The sequence below is a fragment of the Mycobacterium parmense genome (assembly GCF_010730575.1).
Taxonomy (GTDB): domain Bacteria; phylum Actinomycetota; class Actinomycetes; order Mycobacteriales; family Mycobacteriaceae; genus Mycobacterium; species Mycobacterium parmense.
The window spans coordinates 1,271,023-1,285,901 of record NZ_AP022614.1 but is presented as its reverse complement, the minus strand read 5'-3'; the positions used below and the strand labels follow the sequence as shown (position 1 = coordinate 1,285,901).

The window sequence follows — 14,879 nt, the reverse complement described above, 5'->3', positions numbered from 1 at the left end:
CGCCCATGACCTCGCAAAACGGCAACATGCACGGCAAAGTCGTCTTCATCACCGGCGGCGCCCGGGGGATCGGGGCCGAGGTCGCCCGCCGGCTGTGCAAAAAGGGCGCCAAGCTGGTGCTGACCGACCTGGACAAGGCCGAGCTGGTCGCGATCGCCGCCGAGCTCGGCGAGGACCGGGTGCTCACCGCGGTCGCCGACGTGCGCGACCTGCCTGCCATGCGGTCCGCCGCCGCGCAGGCCGTCGAACGCTTCGGCGGCATCGACGTGGTGGTGGCCAACGCCGGCATCGCCAGTTACGGCTCGGTGTTGCAGGTCGATCCGGAGGCGTTCCGGCGAGTGCTGGAGGTCAACGTGCTCGGCGTCTTCCACACCCTGCGGGCCACGCTGCCGGCGGTGATCGAGCGCCGCGGCTACGCGCTGATCGTCTCGTCGCTGGCGGCCTACGCGGCGGCTCCCGGCCTGGCGCCGTACAACGCGTCCAAGGCCGGGGTCGAGATCCTCGCCAACGCGCTGCGGCTCGAGGTGGCCCACCTGGGGGTCGGCGTCGGGTCGGCGCACATGTCGTGGATCGACACGGCCCTGGTCCGCGATACCAAGGCCGACCTGCCGTCCTTCGCCGAGTTGCTCGCCAAGCTGCCGTGGCCGCTGAACAAGACCACGACCGTCGACAAATGCGCGGACGCCATCGCCAGGGGCATCGAGCGCCGCGACAGCCGCATCTTCGTGCCCCGCTGGGTCGCGGCGATGCGGTGGCTCAAGCCCGTGCTGTCCACCCCGATCGGCGAACTCCCCATCCGCAGGACCACCGCCGAGCTGCTGCCCAGGATGGACGCGGAGGTCGCCGCGCTCGGTCGCTCCACGAGCGCCTACAACCAGGGCCTCGACCCGGAGTAACGCGAGGGGAAGCGGTGATCAGCGGCCGAAGCCCGGGCGGCGCCGGCGCAGGTACCGCTCGAACTCGGCGGCCAGCGCGTCGCCGTCGATCTTGCCCAGGGCCTCGTTCATGTCGACCTCGGCGTCGCCGCGTTGCTCCAGCGACAGCACGTATTCGGCCAGGTCCTCGTCCTCGGCGGCCATCTCGGTGATCGCCTGCTCCCACTCCTCGGCCTGCGCCGGCAGGTCCTCCAGCGGGACCTCGATGTCGAGCACGTCTTCCACCCGGCGCAGCAGCGCCACGGTGGCTTTCGGGTTCGGCGGCTGCGACACGTAGTGCGGCACCGCCGCCCAGAAAGTCACCGCGGGGATCCCGGCGGCCACGCAGGCGTCCTGGAAGACTCCCGCGATGCCGGTGGGGCCCTCGTAGCGGCTCTCCTCGAGGCCGAAGCGCTTCGCCGACTCGGGGGAGTAGGCCGCGCCCGAGACGGGCACCGGCCGCGTGTGCGGGGTGTCGGCCAGCAGCGCCCCGAGGATGACGACGGTGTCGACGTTGAGCTTGTCGGCGATGGCCACCAGTTCTGAACAGAAGGTCCGCCAGCGCATGTTCGGCTCCACCCCGTGCATCAGCACGACGTCGCGGTCGCTGCCCGGCGGCCGGCAGTGCGAGATGCGCATCGCCGGCCAGACAAGCTCACGGGTCACCCCGTCGACCTGCCTGATCACGGGCCGATTCACCTGGTAGTCGTAGTAGGCCTCGTCGTCGATCTCCAGGATGGGGTCGGCCTCCCAGATGGCCTCGAGGTGCTCGAGCGCGTCGCTGGCCGCGTCCCCGGCGTCGTTCCAGCCCTCGAACGCCGCCACGACGATGGTGTTGTGCAGTTCGGGCAATGCGGCTTTCCCATAGGGAGGGCCATCGGGCGGGGTCACAAAATCAGGGTACGGCCTTCTCGGCTGACCTTCGGCGGTACCTCGCGGCGCACGAAGGGCCAGGCTTTTTACATAGAGCCACTATCCTTGTCGGGTGGCTGCCGCCGACGAGGACCGCCGCGAGACGACATCCTTGCGGACATCGGCTCAGCGTGTGGTGGTCGGCGACCGGGGGCGGTCGAGCCGAAATACGTTTGTCGTGAATATGGTTAACCTTGGTAACTAGTGCCGGCAAGATCCGCAGGCCGGGGGCCCGAGGGCATCCCGGTCGCCGGGCGGGTCGTGCCGTGCTGGGCGTCCAGACGTCGGGTGACGACGTAGACTTCTCTGGTCGAGAGGCGTTGCAACGGATTGCCGGCCCGTGCCGGATCCGCCACGCTCGGCAGAGTCAAGGACGCCTTCCGCTACGGAAGGGATGTGTGTGAACGCCACGGTAAACGCCTCGCAGTCAGAGACCTTCGTGCCGAACATCCGGCCCGACTGCACCGAAGAACTGGCGGCAGCTCTGCGCCGGCGGATCATGGTGATCGACGGGGCAATGGGGACCGCGATCCAGCGGGACCGGCCCGACGAGGCCGGTTACCGCGGCGACCGTTTCACGGAATGGCCGACCGCCCTGCAGGGCAACAACGACCTGCTCAACCTGACGCAGCCGCAGATCATCACGGGAATTCACCGCGAGTACCTGGAGGCGGGCGCCGACATCCTGGAGACCAACACGTTCAACGCGAACGCGATCTCCCTCTCCGACTACGACATGGCGGACCTCGCCTACGAGCTGAACTACGCGGGCGCCGCCCTGGCGCGGGCGGCCGCCGACGAGTTCAGCACCCCGGACAAGCCCCGCTACGTCGCCGGCGCGATCGGGCCGACGACGCGCACGGCGTCGATCTCGCCGGACGTCAACGACCCCGGGGCCCGCAACGTCTCCTACGACCAGCTGGTCGCCGCCTACCTCGAATCCGCCAACGGCCTGGTCGACGGCGGTGCCGACCTGCTCATCATCGAGACCATCTTCGACTCGCTGAACGCCAAGGCGGCGGTGTTCGCCGTCGAGACGCTGTTCGAGGAACGCGGACGCCGCTGGCCGGTCATCATCTCGGGCACCATCACCGACGCGTCCGGGCGGACGTTGTCCGGTCAGGTCACCGAGGCGTTCTGGAACTCGATCCGGCACGCGAGGCCGATCGCGGTCGGCCTCAACTGCGCCCTGGGCGCGCCCGAGATGAGGCCCTACATCGCCGAGGTGTCGCGGATCGCGGACACCTTCGTCTCCTGCTACCCCAACGCCGGGCTGCCCAACGCCTTCGGCGAGTACGACGAGTCCCCGGAGCGCCAGGCCGGCTACATCGCCGATTTCGCCGAGGCCGGCCTGGTCAACCTGGTCGGCGGCTGCTGCGGGACGGCGCCCCCGCACATCGCCGAGATCGCCAAGGTCGTCGAGGGCAAGCCGCCGCGTGAGGTGCCGCAGATTCCCGTCGCCACCCGGCTCTCGGGCCTGGAACCGCTCAACATCACCGACGACTCCCTGTTCGTGAACATCGGTGAGCGCACCAACATCACCGGCTCCGCCCGGTTCCGCAACCTGATCAAGGCCGAGGACTACGACTCGGCGCTGTCGGTCGCCCTGCAGCAGGTCGAGGTCGGCGCGCAGGTCATCGACATCAACATGGACGAGGGCATGATCGACGGCGTCGCCGCGATGGACCGGTTCACCAAGCTGATCGCGGCCGAGCCGGACATCAGCCGCGTCCCGGTGATGATCGACTCCTCCAAGTGGGAGGTCATCGAGGCGGGCCTGAAGAACGTGCAGGGCAAGCCGATCGTCAACTCGATCTCCATGAAGGAGGGCGAGGAGAAGTTCGTCCGCGAGGCACGGCTGTGCCGCAAGTACGGCGCCGCCGTCGTCGTGATGGCGTTCGACGAGCAGGGGCAGGCCGACAACCTGGAGCGCCGCAAACAGATCTGCGCGCGCGCCTACCGGATCCTGACCGAGGAGGTCGGCTTCCCGCCCGAGGACATCATCTTCGACCCGAACTGCTTCGCGCTGGCCACCGGTATCGAGGAGCACGCGACGTACGGGATCGACTTCATCGAGGCCTGCGCCTGGATCAAGGAAAACCTCCCCGGGGTGCACATCTCCGGTGGTATCTCGAACGTGTCGTTCTCGTTCCGGGGCAACAACCCGGTCCGCGAGGCGATCCACGCGGTGTTCCTGTACCACGCCATCAGGGCCGGCCTGGACATGGGCATCGTCAACGCCGGTGCGCTGGTGCCGTACGACTCGATCGACCCCGAGCTGCGGGACCGGATCGAGGACGTCGTGCTGAACCGTCGCGAGGACGCGGCCGAGCGGCTGCTGGAAATCGCCGAGCGGTTCAACAAGTCCGACAAGACCGAGGATCCCAAGGCGGCTGAGTGGCGTAGTCTGCCTGTCCGCGAACGGATTACGCACGCCCTGGTCAAGGGCATCGACGCCCACGTCGATGCCGACACCGAGGAGCTGCGGGCCGAGATCGCCGCCGCGGGCGGGCGGCCGATCGAGGTGATCGAAGGCCCGCTGATGGACGGCATGAACGTCGTCGGCGACCTGTTCGGCTCGGGCAAGATGTTCCTGCCGCAGGTCGTCAAGTCGGCCCGGGTGATGAAGAAGGCTGTGGCCTACCTGCTGCCCTACATCGAGGCGGAGAAGGCGGAGCCCTTGCCCGGCGAGGCTGCGAAGAAGGACACCAACGGCACGATCATCATGGCGACGGTCAAGGGCGACGTCCACGACATCGGCAAGAACATCGTCGGGGTCGTGCTGCAGTGCAACAACTTCGAGGTGATCGACCTCGGCGTGATGGTGCCCGCCGAGAAGATCCTGGGCGCGGCCAAGGAGCACGACGCCGACATCATCGGGCTGTCCGGTCTGATCACGCCGTCGCTGGACGAGATGGTGAACTTCGCCGCCGAGATGGAGCGCGAGGGTCTGGACATCCCGCTGCTGATCGGTGGCGCCACCACCTCGCGTGCCCACACGGCCGTGAAGGTGTCACCCCGTCGCAGCGGTCCGGTGGTCTGGGTCAAGGACGCGTCCCGCTCGGTGCCGGTCGCCGCGGCGCTCCTGGACGACAAGCAGCGTCCGGCGCTGCTGGAGGCCACCGAGAAGGACTACGCATCTCTTCGCGAACGGCATGCGCAGAAGAACGAGCGGCCCATGCTGACTTTGGAGAAGGCCCGCGCCAATCGGACGCCGATCGAGTGGGACGGCTACACGCCGCCGGTACCCGCCCAGGGTCTGGGCGTGCGCGATTTTCACGACTACGACCTCGCGGAGTTGCGCGAGTACATCGACTGGCAGCCGTTCTTCAACGCCTGGGAGATGAAGGGCCGCTTTCCCGACATCCTCAACAACCCGGCGTCGGGCGAGGCCGCCCGCAAGCTGTACGACGACGCCCAGGAGATGCTGGACACCCTGATCAAGGAGAAGTGGCTGACGGCCAACGGGGTGATCGGCTTCTTCCCGGCGAACGCGGTCGGTGACGACATCGAGGTGTACACCGACGACACCCGCACCGAGGTGCTGACCACGCTGCGCAACCTGCGCCAGCAGGGCGAGCACCGCGACGGCATCCCGAACCGGTCGCTGGGCGACTACATCGCGCCCAAGGACACCGGTCTGGCCGACTACATCGGGGCCTTCGCCGTCACCGCCGGCCTTGGCAGCCAGGACAAGATCGCCGAGTTCAAGGCCGACCACGACGACTACAACGCGATCCTGCTGGAGTCGCTCGCCGACCGGCTGGCAGAGGCCTTCGCCGAACGGATGCACCAGCGGGTCCGCAAGGAGTTCTGGGGATTCCAGCCCGACGAGCAGCTGGACAACGAGGCCCTGATCGGTGAGAAGTACCGGGGAATCCGCCCCGCCCCCGGCTACCCGGCCTGTCCGGAGCACACCGAGAAAGTGACGCTGTGGAAGTTGCTGGACGTGCGCGAGCGCACGGGCATCGAGCTGACCGAGTCGATGGCGATGTGGCCGGGTGCCGCGGTGAGCGGCTGGTATTTCTCGCACCCGCAGTCGCAGTACTTCGTCATCGGCCGGCTGGCCCAGGACCAGGTCGCCGACTACGCCAAGCGCAAGGGCTGGACGTTGCAGGAGGCCGAGCGCTGGCTCGGTCCTAACCTCGGCTACAACCCGGAGGACTGAGCGCGGCCCGCCTCCCGTGTCGCCCTTGTCGCGAGCGCGCGTGTCTGTACGGCGACACGCCGTGGGCGATGGCATCTTGCGGTCCCTGACGGCCGGGACAGTCAGAGGCGCAGCACCGCGCTCAGCGCCGCCAGCGGGATGTGAGCCTGCACGGTCCCGCCGTCCATGTACCACTGCATGACGCCGGGCGTGAAGTCGACCGGCTCGTCGTGGCCGACGGGGTAATCCGGCATGTAGAGGATCAGCTCGTCGGGGGTCAGCGCCCACGCCTTGTATGCGCCCGAGTACACCTTGTCGGGTGTCCAGCGGTCGACGACGAACGGATAGCTGCCCGGATCATGCGGCGGGGGAGCCGCATCCAGCGCGGTCTGGATGAAGGGCTGCGCCAGCGGCGGGATCGCGGTCAGCGGGTTCGACGTGGTCAGATCCGCCAGGCGTACCGCCCTGCCGCTCGCCATGTCGAAAGTGAAGGTTCGGTAGGCGTTGTTGGGCCTGGGCCCGTCGGCGTGATAGTCCTCGTGGAACACCGCGCTCACCAGGTTGCCGTGCCGGAAGACCTGATAGTTCTCCTCGCCGTAGCTGTCGGCGATCATGTGCGAGTTCGCGTTTCGCCAGTTGTCGACCAGCGTGTGCAGGTAATCGCGGATCACCGGCCCCGCCACCGGATTGTCCACGAGCTCACCGGGCACGGCGACCCTGATGTCGCGCACCGCGTTTCGCTCGGAGGTCACCGTCGTGTGGCAGTACTGCCCGTCCCAGTCGCCACCGAGCTCGCCGCAGAACGACGGTGCCGACGCCCTCGCCGCGGGAGGGCCGGCAAGCGCTGTGGCGGTTACCACGGCGACCGTGGCGACGAGCCCGCGGATCACAGCAGCTGGACCTTGCTCGCCCGCCACCGGCCGTCGATCTTCTCCATCGTCATCTTGATCCTGCTGCGGTCGATGCGCGGATCGGGCGCCTGCATGTTGGTCACCGTCTGGTCGATGAAGACCAGCACCACAACCTTGTTCGTGGACTCCGATTGGATGGCCGAATCCACCACCACCCCGTGTGCGGTGGCCTTGTTGTCGATCAGCAGTTGCCGAAGCTGCACGCTGGACTGTGTATACATGTCCTTGAACTCGCCGGTCGCGCCGTCGAGCACCTGCCGGAAGTTCTCGTCGACCTTGTTGGAGTCGATGCTCGTCAGCACCTGCGCGTAGGCGATGGCGGCCTGCTGGGCCTGCTGGCCGGCCAGCTTCACCTCATGCTCCTGCCATTGCCGCCAGCCGAGTAAGCCCGAAACCGCAAGCGACGCAACCAGTAACGCCGGAAGCGCACCGCGGCGCAGATATCGTCGCCAGGGCCGCTTGCGGCGCTCGGGGCGCCTGCGTTTGAAGGGCCGGTCGGCTTGGTCGGCCTCTTCGGCCTCTTCGGCTTCGGCTTCGGCGGCCAGGTCGGTCGCCTTCGCGTCGACCTCGCCGGCGCCGGTCTCGTCGGCGTCCGGCTCTTCGGCCGGGGCTTCCAACTTCTCGGGCTCGGCCGGGGTTTCTTTTTCTTCGGTGGCAACCACAATCTTCTCCCTGCGCTGGACGTGGTCTGGCTATCAGTGCGGCGGTTCGATCGGCAACGGCGGGCCGCCATAGGGCGTGGGCACCGTGAACCGGCCCCGCGGCGTCGGATCGGTTCTGCGCCCCAGATCGGCACCGGGCGGGGGGCCGGCGGTGTCGTCGCCGCCTGGCCGCGGCGCATTCTTGGCCCCGCGGATCAGCACACCCGGGTCGGTGTCGCGGCAGTACGTGTACATGAACGGCTCCTCGAAATCGGCGGTGGACGGCGAGTGGGCCGGCGTTCCGTAGTCGCAGGCGTAGCGGGGCCAGATCTCCGCGGTGCCCCACACCCCGCCGTCGTGGAAGATCTTGGCGAACGCGTCCAGCACCGAGCCGCGATAGCTCGGGAACAGCGCGTTGAGCGCCGGTACCCGCAGGTACAGCAGCTGTGAGGTGGTGGCCATGCTGCCCAGCAGCTGCACCATGGTGTCGGAGTTGTCGGCGAAAAGGTTGTCGATGCCCCGCAGGGCGCGCGGGGACTCCTCGGTCAGACGCCGATAGCCGCCCTGCATCCTGGCCACCCCGCTCAGCGTGCGGTCGAGGTCCGCGGTGGTGGTGGCCAGTCCGGGATTCTTGTCGGCCGCCAGTGTCAGCACCACCCGGCTGGTCTTGATGATGCTGGTGGTCTCGGGCAGCACCGAGTCGAGTGTCGACAGCAGGAACGTGCCGCCGTCGACGATGGCGGCCAGCTTGGCCGGGCCCTGCGTGCTGAGGCTCAGCTCCTTCTTCATCCGCTCGATCTTGCGCGGGTTCACCTGCGCCAGAAGCCCGTTGGCCCCCTCGAGCAACTGCGCCAGGCTCACCGGGACGGTGGTGCGGTCCAGCGCGATGACGCTGCCGTCACGCAGGAACGGCCCCGCCTCGGACTCGGGCTCGAGGTTGATGAACTGTTCGCCGGCGGGGGACAGTGCCGAGACGTGCGCGACGGCCGAGGCCGGGATCCGCAGCGTCGACGTGATGTCGGCGACGGCGTCGACGCCGCGGTCGGTGATGCGCAACGACTCGATGTGCCCGATCCGCACCCCCCGCAGCGTGACGTCCTGGTTGGGCAGCAGGCCACCGGATTCGGGCAGTTGCACGGTGACCCGGTAGGACGGCGCCAGCGGCGCCACCCGCAACGCGCCGATGAGCAGGTAAGCCGTCGCCACCACCAGAGTGATCACCAGGCCGGCCACCGACAGCCAAACCTGCTGCCGGTGGCCCGCCCGGACCAGGCGGACCAGCGTGTTGGCGGAGTCCGCGATCAGCGCGGTCATCGCTGTGGTCCGGGCGGATTCGGGCCGGGCGGTGCCGGCGCGGGGGCGATGTCGAGCTGGCCGGGGACCACGGGATCGGGTATCAACGGCACCTGCGGTGAGTTCGGCCCGCGCCCGACCACCCGCTCCTGCAGACGCCACAGGGTGTACTTCAGCGAGCCGATGAACTGGTTCCAGTTGTAGCGGTGCGGTCCGTGCAGGCCGACGTCTCCGGGAAATCCGATGTCGGGTATCGAACCGAGGATCAGCTTGTCGAAGCTGGCGCTGACGGCAACCGAATACCCCGCGGTGACCTTGATCATCGGCGGAAGGAGTCGGTTGACCGCCAGCCAACTCGTATCCGGGCTCACCGCAACGTCATTGGCGGCCGCGGCGATCGTGTTCAGGTCAGAAACGATGCTTCGGCCGCTGGTGTCGGTTCCGCCGATCGAGGGGAACCGGGACAGCAGCCGGGCGGTGTCGCCGAGCTGGATCGCCAGGCCGGAAAGCTGTGTCGTGTTGGACGCCAGCGCATCGGTGCCCGGACCGGCGGCCGCCATCAACTCGGTCATGGCGTCGTCTTTGGACTCGAGTTCGCCGGACAGGCGCGACATCTCGGTCATCGCGGTCGACAGCTGCCCGGACCGGGCGTCCAGCGTGCCCAGCAGCTGGTTGGACCTGCGAACCAACTCGCCGAACGCCTGGCCGCGGTCGCCCGCGGCGTTGCCGAGGCCGTTGATGAGGTTGGTGAAATTGCGCACCGCGCCGCCGTTGACCATCACCGCGGCCGAACTCAGCACCGACTCGAAGGTCGAGGCCGCCCCGGTGGACTCCAGACCGATGGTGTCGCCGTCATGCAGCATCGGCATTTCCGGGGGGTCGTCCGCGGGCGGTTTGAGCGCCACGAACACGTCGCCCAGTGGGGTGGCGGTGCGCAACTCGGCGGTGCTGCCGCGCGGCAACAGCACGTCGCGCCGGATCCGCAGCGTGGTCACCGCGGTGTAGTTGCGCGCGACCATCGACTCGACCTGGCCTACGTCGGCGCCGGCGAGCTTCACCTTGGCGTTCGCCGGCAGGTTGAGGGCGCTGGCGAACACCGCGGTCAGCGTGTAGCCGCCGGTACCCAGACCGGGGGCCGGAAGCGGAAGGCTGGCAAGCCCGTTCGTCGCGCACCCGGAGCTGACGAGGGCGGCGGACACCGCCATCGCGAGGGCGGCTCTGCCGCGCCGGGCCGTCATTTCTGCCCCATCGCGGCCAGGCCGTCGAGCACATAGGTCAGCCCGAAATCGGGGCCGTAATCCTGTGGGGTCCCGGTGCTGCAGCCCAGTTGCCGCAGGCCCATCAGGTTGCATATCTCCTTGGCGTACTGGCTGTCGAAGATCACCCGGTCGGTGAGCACGCGCGCCCGGATGCTGCCGTTGGCCTGGTCGATCACGTTGTAGACGTTGTCGGCCAGCATGGGTGCGACGTCGAGGACCTCGGCGAGGTCGCGCTGCTGGGCGACCACGGCGTCCAGCGTGCCGTGGGAATTGGCGATGGCCTGCTTGAAGACGTCACGGTTCGCCTCGACCAGATCGCCGGCCCGCTGGACGAGTTGCTCGAATCGTTTGCCCGTGCTGCCGCCGCCGAGGTCCTCGTCGGCCATGATCTGGGCGAGCTGGTGGATGGTCGACGCGAACTCGCGGAGTTTCGCGTCGTTTCTGGCGGCGGCGTCGAACAGCGAGCTGACGTTGGTGATGATCGCGGTGATCTGCTCGCGGCTGGCCGCTCCGCCGTCGCCGCTCAGGCGCAGCGCCTTCGACAGCCCGTCGAGCGCCTGCCTGGTTTGTGCTCCGTTGCCGTTGACGATGTCGGCGCTGCCGTTGAGAATGTCGGCGATGGGGCCGCCGCCGTGGCCATCCCCTTCCAGCGACTTGGACACCTTCTCGAAAACGCCCAGCACACGGCTGAATTCGATGGGCGTCTTGGTGCGCGTCAACCCGATGGTGTCGTGGTTCTGCAGGACCGGCCCGCCGCGGTATGGCGGCGTGAGCTCGATCTGGCGGTCGCTGAGGATGGACGTCGACACCGTGACGGCCTGGGCGTCGGCGGGGATCTTGACGTGGCGATCGACGGTGAACTCGACCTCGACGTAGCCGCCCCGCGGGGTGATCTTGGTGATCTTGCCTACCGGCATGCCCAGCGAGGCCACCACATTGCCCTCGTACAGGCCTGCGGCGCTGTCGAACTGGGCGGTGACGGTCATCGGTCCTTCGCCGCGGCCTTCAAACCACCAGCCGAGGCCGGTGGCGGCGATCGCCACGGCCAGGACGGCTGCCAACGCCACGATCAGCCTTCTCATTTGCAGTCCTTGAAGTACGGGATCATCCCGAACTGCTTGGCGCGCCCGCTTATCGCGCACATCCACGAGTCGATGACCGCGCCGCCGGGACCGTTGCCGACCACCGCGTTGCCGTCTCCTGTGATGTTGGCTGCCTCGCGCATCAGGATCGGGCTGGCCTGCAACATGTTTCGCATCAGGTCGTTGTGTTTGCCCATCAGGCCGGTCAGGTCCGCCATGTCCCTGATCAGGGCGTCCAGGGCAGGGCGGTCGTTGATGACGATCTTGCTCAGCACGTCCACCAGGCTCTGTATGGATTGCATCATCGCGTGGAAGACCGCACGTCGCGCCACGAACAAACCCATCAGGTCCTGGCTCTGGTTGATCAGGTTGCCCACCCTGGACTGCTGGTTGCGCAACGTGTTGGTGATCCGCTCGGTGTTCTCGAGCAACTGCCCCAGTTGATCGCGCCGCTGGGCGATGATCGACGACAGCGCATCGATGTTGGCCAGCGCCTGGGGCATCAGCTCGGGCATGCCGTTGAGCTGTCTGCCGAGCACGGTAAGCGATTGGGCGAAGCGGTCGGAGTCCACCTGCTCGAATGTGGTGGTGGCGTCCTTCAGTGCGGCCTGCAGGTCATAGGGGACTTCGGTGTGTTTGAGGTCGAATGTGTTGCGCGGCAGTCCACCCGGGCCGTCGGGCGAGATGGCCAGGTAACGGCCACCGAGGATGGTGGTCAGCTTGATCGCCGCTTTCGAATCCCGGCCCAGCGCGATGTCGTCACGGATCTTCAGGCCGGCCTCGACATGGTCGCCGTCGAGCTTCATGCTGGTGACATCGCCGACGGGTATGCCCGCGAGCATGATCGGGTTGCCGGCCCGCAGGGACGCGGCCTGCGCGAACTCCGCGGTGTAGTGGCGGTATCCGACACCGAGCAGGTGGACCACGAGCATGGCGCCGATCACGACGGCGACCACCGCGGCGGCGATGAATCCGAGCCAGGTCTTGTTGTAGCTCTCCAGGGGACGCCGCGCCGCCCTCTCGAGCAGGCGGTTGGGCCCGGGGCGTGCGGACGGGTCAGCCATTTGCGGTGTTCCTGCAGAGCGGAGTGTGCATCGCCCTGTTGCCGGGGGTCGCTGCGGCGACGATGATCGGCACGATGTCGTTGAGGCCGGGGAAGAACCCCAGCAGGTTGACGTCGCACACGTAGCCGTTGCCGTAGGCGCCCTGGTTCCCGGCGCGGATGAGGCCCTTCATCAGCAGCGGGACGTTGTCGGCGAAGAACGCGACCTGCGGCTCGACGTCGAGCATGTGCCGCCCGGCGCCCGGCTGTCGGTCGACGAATTCACGCGCCGCCGGGTAGACGTCCGTGGCGGAGTTCGACAGCCGGCCCAGCACCCGCGCCAGCGTGCCCGCGGAAGAGACGAGCTCCGGGCGTCGGCCGTCGAGCTCGGAGACCATGCCGGAAGTCTGCGTGATCATGGCGTCGAGGTTGTCGTTCTGGGCGGCGAGGTTGCCCAGCACCTTGTCGAGGTTGGTGATGGCGCCGCCGAGGTCCTGGTCGCGGCCGGCGAATGTCTCGGTGAGCGTTGTGGTTTGGCCGATCAAGGTGGCGAGCGATGAGGTGTCGCCCTGCAGCGACTGCAGGACCGCGTTGGTGAGGTTGTCGGCGTCGCGCGGGTTGAACAAGCTGAACAGCGGCTCGTAGCCGTTGAGCAGCGCGGTGACGTCGAAGGATGGTTCGGTGCGCTCGGGCGGGATGACGCTACCCGGCGGCAGCGCCGCCGGACCGCCGCCGGCGCCCTCTTTGCCCAACGACAGACCGAGGTAACGCTGCCCGACGATGTTCTGGTAGCTCACCGAGGCGACCGTGTTGCCGTAAAGTCGCTGCTCGGTCTGCACGACGAACGAGACCTTCGCCAATTTGCCGTCGACGTCGATCTTTTCGACCCGGCCCACCCGCACTCCGGCCATCCGGACATCGTCGCCCTCGCGCAGCCCGTACACGTCGGTGAACAGCGCCGAGTAGGGTGCCGTCTTGCCGGCCACGTCACGACGCAGGCTCACATACACCAGCCAGGTCAGCGTCAGCGCCGCCACCATGAAAAGGCTCAGGCCGATCAACGGTCCACGAAATCTCATCAGGGTCGTCCGTCCGGCGGTGCGTGCTTGCGTGAGACCGTCGTGCCGCGGGCCAGGGGGCCCAGGAGGAGTACGGTCGCGGCGGTGGCGGGCCGGCCGGTGATCACCGACAGCAGGTTTCGCTCGTAAGGGCTGCCGACTGGCCCGACGTTTCCGCCGAATGCCGACTGCGGAATCCACGGCGCCTTCGGCGCCACCGGCGCAATCCACGGCGCGTGGTCGCCGGGCCCCGGCGCCGGGAAGTCCGGGTTGTCGGGGTTGGCGGTCCCCGGCACCGGCGGAGACGGTGCGAGCCCCGGCGGAAGCGGCGGGTTGGGATCGGTCAAGTCGGGATTCGGGTTGATCAGCGGCGGCCCGACCGCGACAAGGTTGCCGTCCGGTCCGATCACCGTGCCGGGCGGTGGTGCCAGGTCCTTCGGTGGTTGATAGTTCTGCGGCAGCAGCACTTCCGGCAGATCAGGGCGTACCGGAACCAGGGGAGCCGTATAGCAACTCGGGCCTTTGAGCTCGCCGTAGCGCGGGCAGTCGGCGCGCGTGTAGCTGTACGTGGGGGTGAACGAGAGCATCCCGTGCAGGTTGTGCAGGCCGTCCGGTGTCACGACGGTTTCCATGAACTTGTCGGCCAGAGTGTTCATCTTGATAGCGGCGGGAAGCAGGTTGTGCGAGTTCTGTGCCAGCACACCGAACACCGGCGTGAAATCGGTTGTGATCCTGACGAGTTGGTCGATGTGGTTGTTCAGCGAACGATGGGCCGTGTCCAGCGTGTCGCCGGAGCCGGAGAGGAGCGATGCCAACTGTCCGCGCGTCTCGGCGAAGGTCTGCATCGGTCCGACGGCCTGGTGCAGGGCGTCGACGAGGTCGGGCGCGGTGGCCTGCAGTCCCCGGGTCGCCTCGATGAGCGCCGATACCGTCGACGGGCCGGGATCTGTGCTGACGATCGAATTGAGTTGATCGACAAGGCGTCTGAGTTGGCGTGCGCCGGTCAGCAGACTCGCGCGGCGGTGGTCGGTCGCGGCCGCCAGAGCTGCCATGATGCCGACGGACTTGTCCTCTCTGCCCCGGCCCGTGGCGGAGAGCAGGTCGCGCAGTTTGCTGATGGTGGTCTGGAACAGCACCGTCGGCAGCCGGGTGTCTTCGGGAATATGGTCGCCCGCGCGGATGGCCCGGCCGGGACCGTTGCCCACCAGTTGAACCGACGATACGGCGAACACGTTGCTGGGGACCACACGTGCGGTGACCGCGGCCGGGATCGACTGGGCGAATTCGGTTTTGAGGTTGATCCGGACGTAGTTAGGCTTGCCGTCGACCGCGGGATCGACGCTGTCGACGGTTCCGACCAGCACGCCGTGATATTTGACGTCGGACTTCTGGGGCAGGCCGTCGCCGACGTTGACCAGGTCGGCGACCACCTTCACATAGTTCTCGAGGCGGCCCGTCGACTTGGCCAGCAGCCCCGCGGTCAGCGCCGCCGCCACCGCGACCACCAGCAACCCCAAGCCGAGCAGTTGCCGGTCCGACGGGCCGCGCCCGTCCAGCTCAAAGGAATTGGGGCTTCCCCTTCTCCTCGACCGGACGTTCGGCTTGCCCGCGATGCCCATG

11 protein-coding genes are annotated in these 14,879 nt (G+C 68.0%); 2 read left to right on the top strand and 9 right to left on the bottom strand.

Annotated features, from left to right (window positions below):
- Positions 1-26 precede the first annotated feature (26 nt).
- Positions 27-896, top strand: coding sequence for an SDR family oxidoreductase (locus tag G6N48_RS05850; RefSeq protein WP_372511190.1), 870 nt, complete (start codon positions 27-29; stop codon positions 894-896).
- 18 nt (positions 897-914) lie between these two features.
- On the opposite strand, the gene G6N48_RS05845 is transcribed toward G6N48_RS05850, so the two are convergent.
- Positions 915-1,805, bottom strand: coding sequence for a PAC2 family protein (locus G6N48_RS05845; RefSeq protein ID WP_179969850.1), 891 nt, complete (start codon positions 1,803-1,805; stop codon positions 915-917).
- A 415-nt stretch (positions 1,806-2,220) separates the two neighbouring features.
- Between G6N48_RS05845 and metH the strand changes: the two genes are divergently transcribed.
- A complete protein-coding gene (gene metH, locus G6N48_RS05840; protein ID WP_085269487.1) occupies positions 2,221-5,994 on the top strand; it encodes a methionine synthase in 3,774 nt (1,257 codons plus the stop codon).
- A 101-nt stretch (positions 5,995-6,095) separates the two neighbouring features.
- Here metH and G6N48_RS05835 read toward each other — a convergent pair whose 3' ends face one another.
- The 8 genes from G6N48_RS05835 to G6N48_RS05800 all read right to left on the bottom strand — a co-directional run bounded on the left by G6N48_RS05835 (position 6,096) and on the right by G6N48_RS05800 (position 14,878).
- Positions 6,096-6,833, bottom strand: coding sequence for a mannan-binding family protein (locus tag G6N48_RS05835; protein WP_372511191.1), 738 nt, complete (start codon positions 6,831-6,833; stop codon positions 6,096-6,098).
- A 26-nt stretch (positions 6,834-6,859) separates the two neighbouring features.
- Positions 6,860-7,429, bottom strand: coding sequence for a tetratricopeptide repeat protein (locus tag G6N48_RS05830; protein WP_139825794.1), 570 nt, complete (start codon positions 7,427-7,429; stop codon positions 6,860-6,862).
- Positions 7,430-7,579: 150 nt separating this feature from the next.
- Positions 7,580-8,839, bottom strand: coding sequence for an MlaD family protein (locus tag G6N48_RS05825; RefSeq protein ID WP_085269485.1), 1,260 nt, complete (start codon positions 8,837-8,839; stop codon positions 7,580-7,582).
- Positions 8,836-10,056 (bottom strand): MlaD family protein, encoded by a 1,221-nt coding sequence (locus G6N48_RS05820; protein ID WP_085269484.1) that lies wholly within the window; start codon positions 10,054-10,056, stop codon positions 8,836-8,838. Before G6N48_RS05820 ends, G6N48_RS05825 begins: the two co-directional genes overlap by 4 nt.
- Complete coding sequence (locus G6N48_RS05815; RefSeq protein ID WP_085269483.1) at positions 10,053-11,159, bottom strand: MCE family protein; 1,107 nt, start codon at positions 11,157-11,159, stop codon at positions 10,053-10,055. Before G6N48_RS05815 ends, G6N48_RS05820 begins: the two co-directional genes overlap by 4 nt.
- On the bottom strand, positions 11,156-12,223 hold the full coding sequence (locus G6N48_RS05810; protein ID WP_085269482.1) for an MlaD family protein: 1,068 nt from the start codon (positions 12,221-12,223) through the stop codon (positions 11,156-11,158). Before G6N48_RS05810 ends, G6N48_RS05815 begins: the two co-directional genes overlap by 4 nt.
- The gene (locus tag G6N48_RS05805; RefSeq protein WP_085269481.1) at positions 12,216-13,280 is read right to left on the bottom strand and encodes an MlaD family protein; all 1,065 of its coding nucleotides are present in this window, start codon (positions 13,278-13,280) and stop codon (positions 12,216-12,218) included. Before G6N48_RS05805 ends, G6N48_RS05810 begins: the two co-directional genes overlap by 8 nt.
- A complete protein-coding gene (locus tag G6N48_RS05800; protein ID WP_085269480.1) occupies positions 13,280-14,878 on the bottom strand; it encodes an MlaD family protein in 1,599 nt (532 codons plus the stop codon). Before G6N48_RS05800 ends, G6N48_RS05805 begins: the two co-directional genes overlap by 1 nt.
- Position 14,879: the final 1 nt, after the last annotated feature.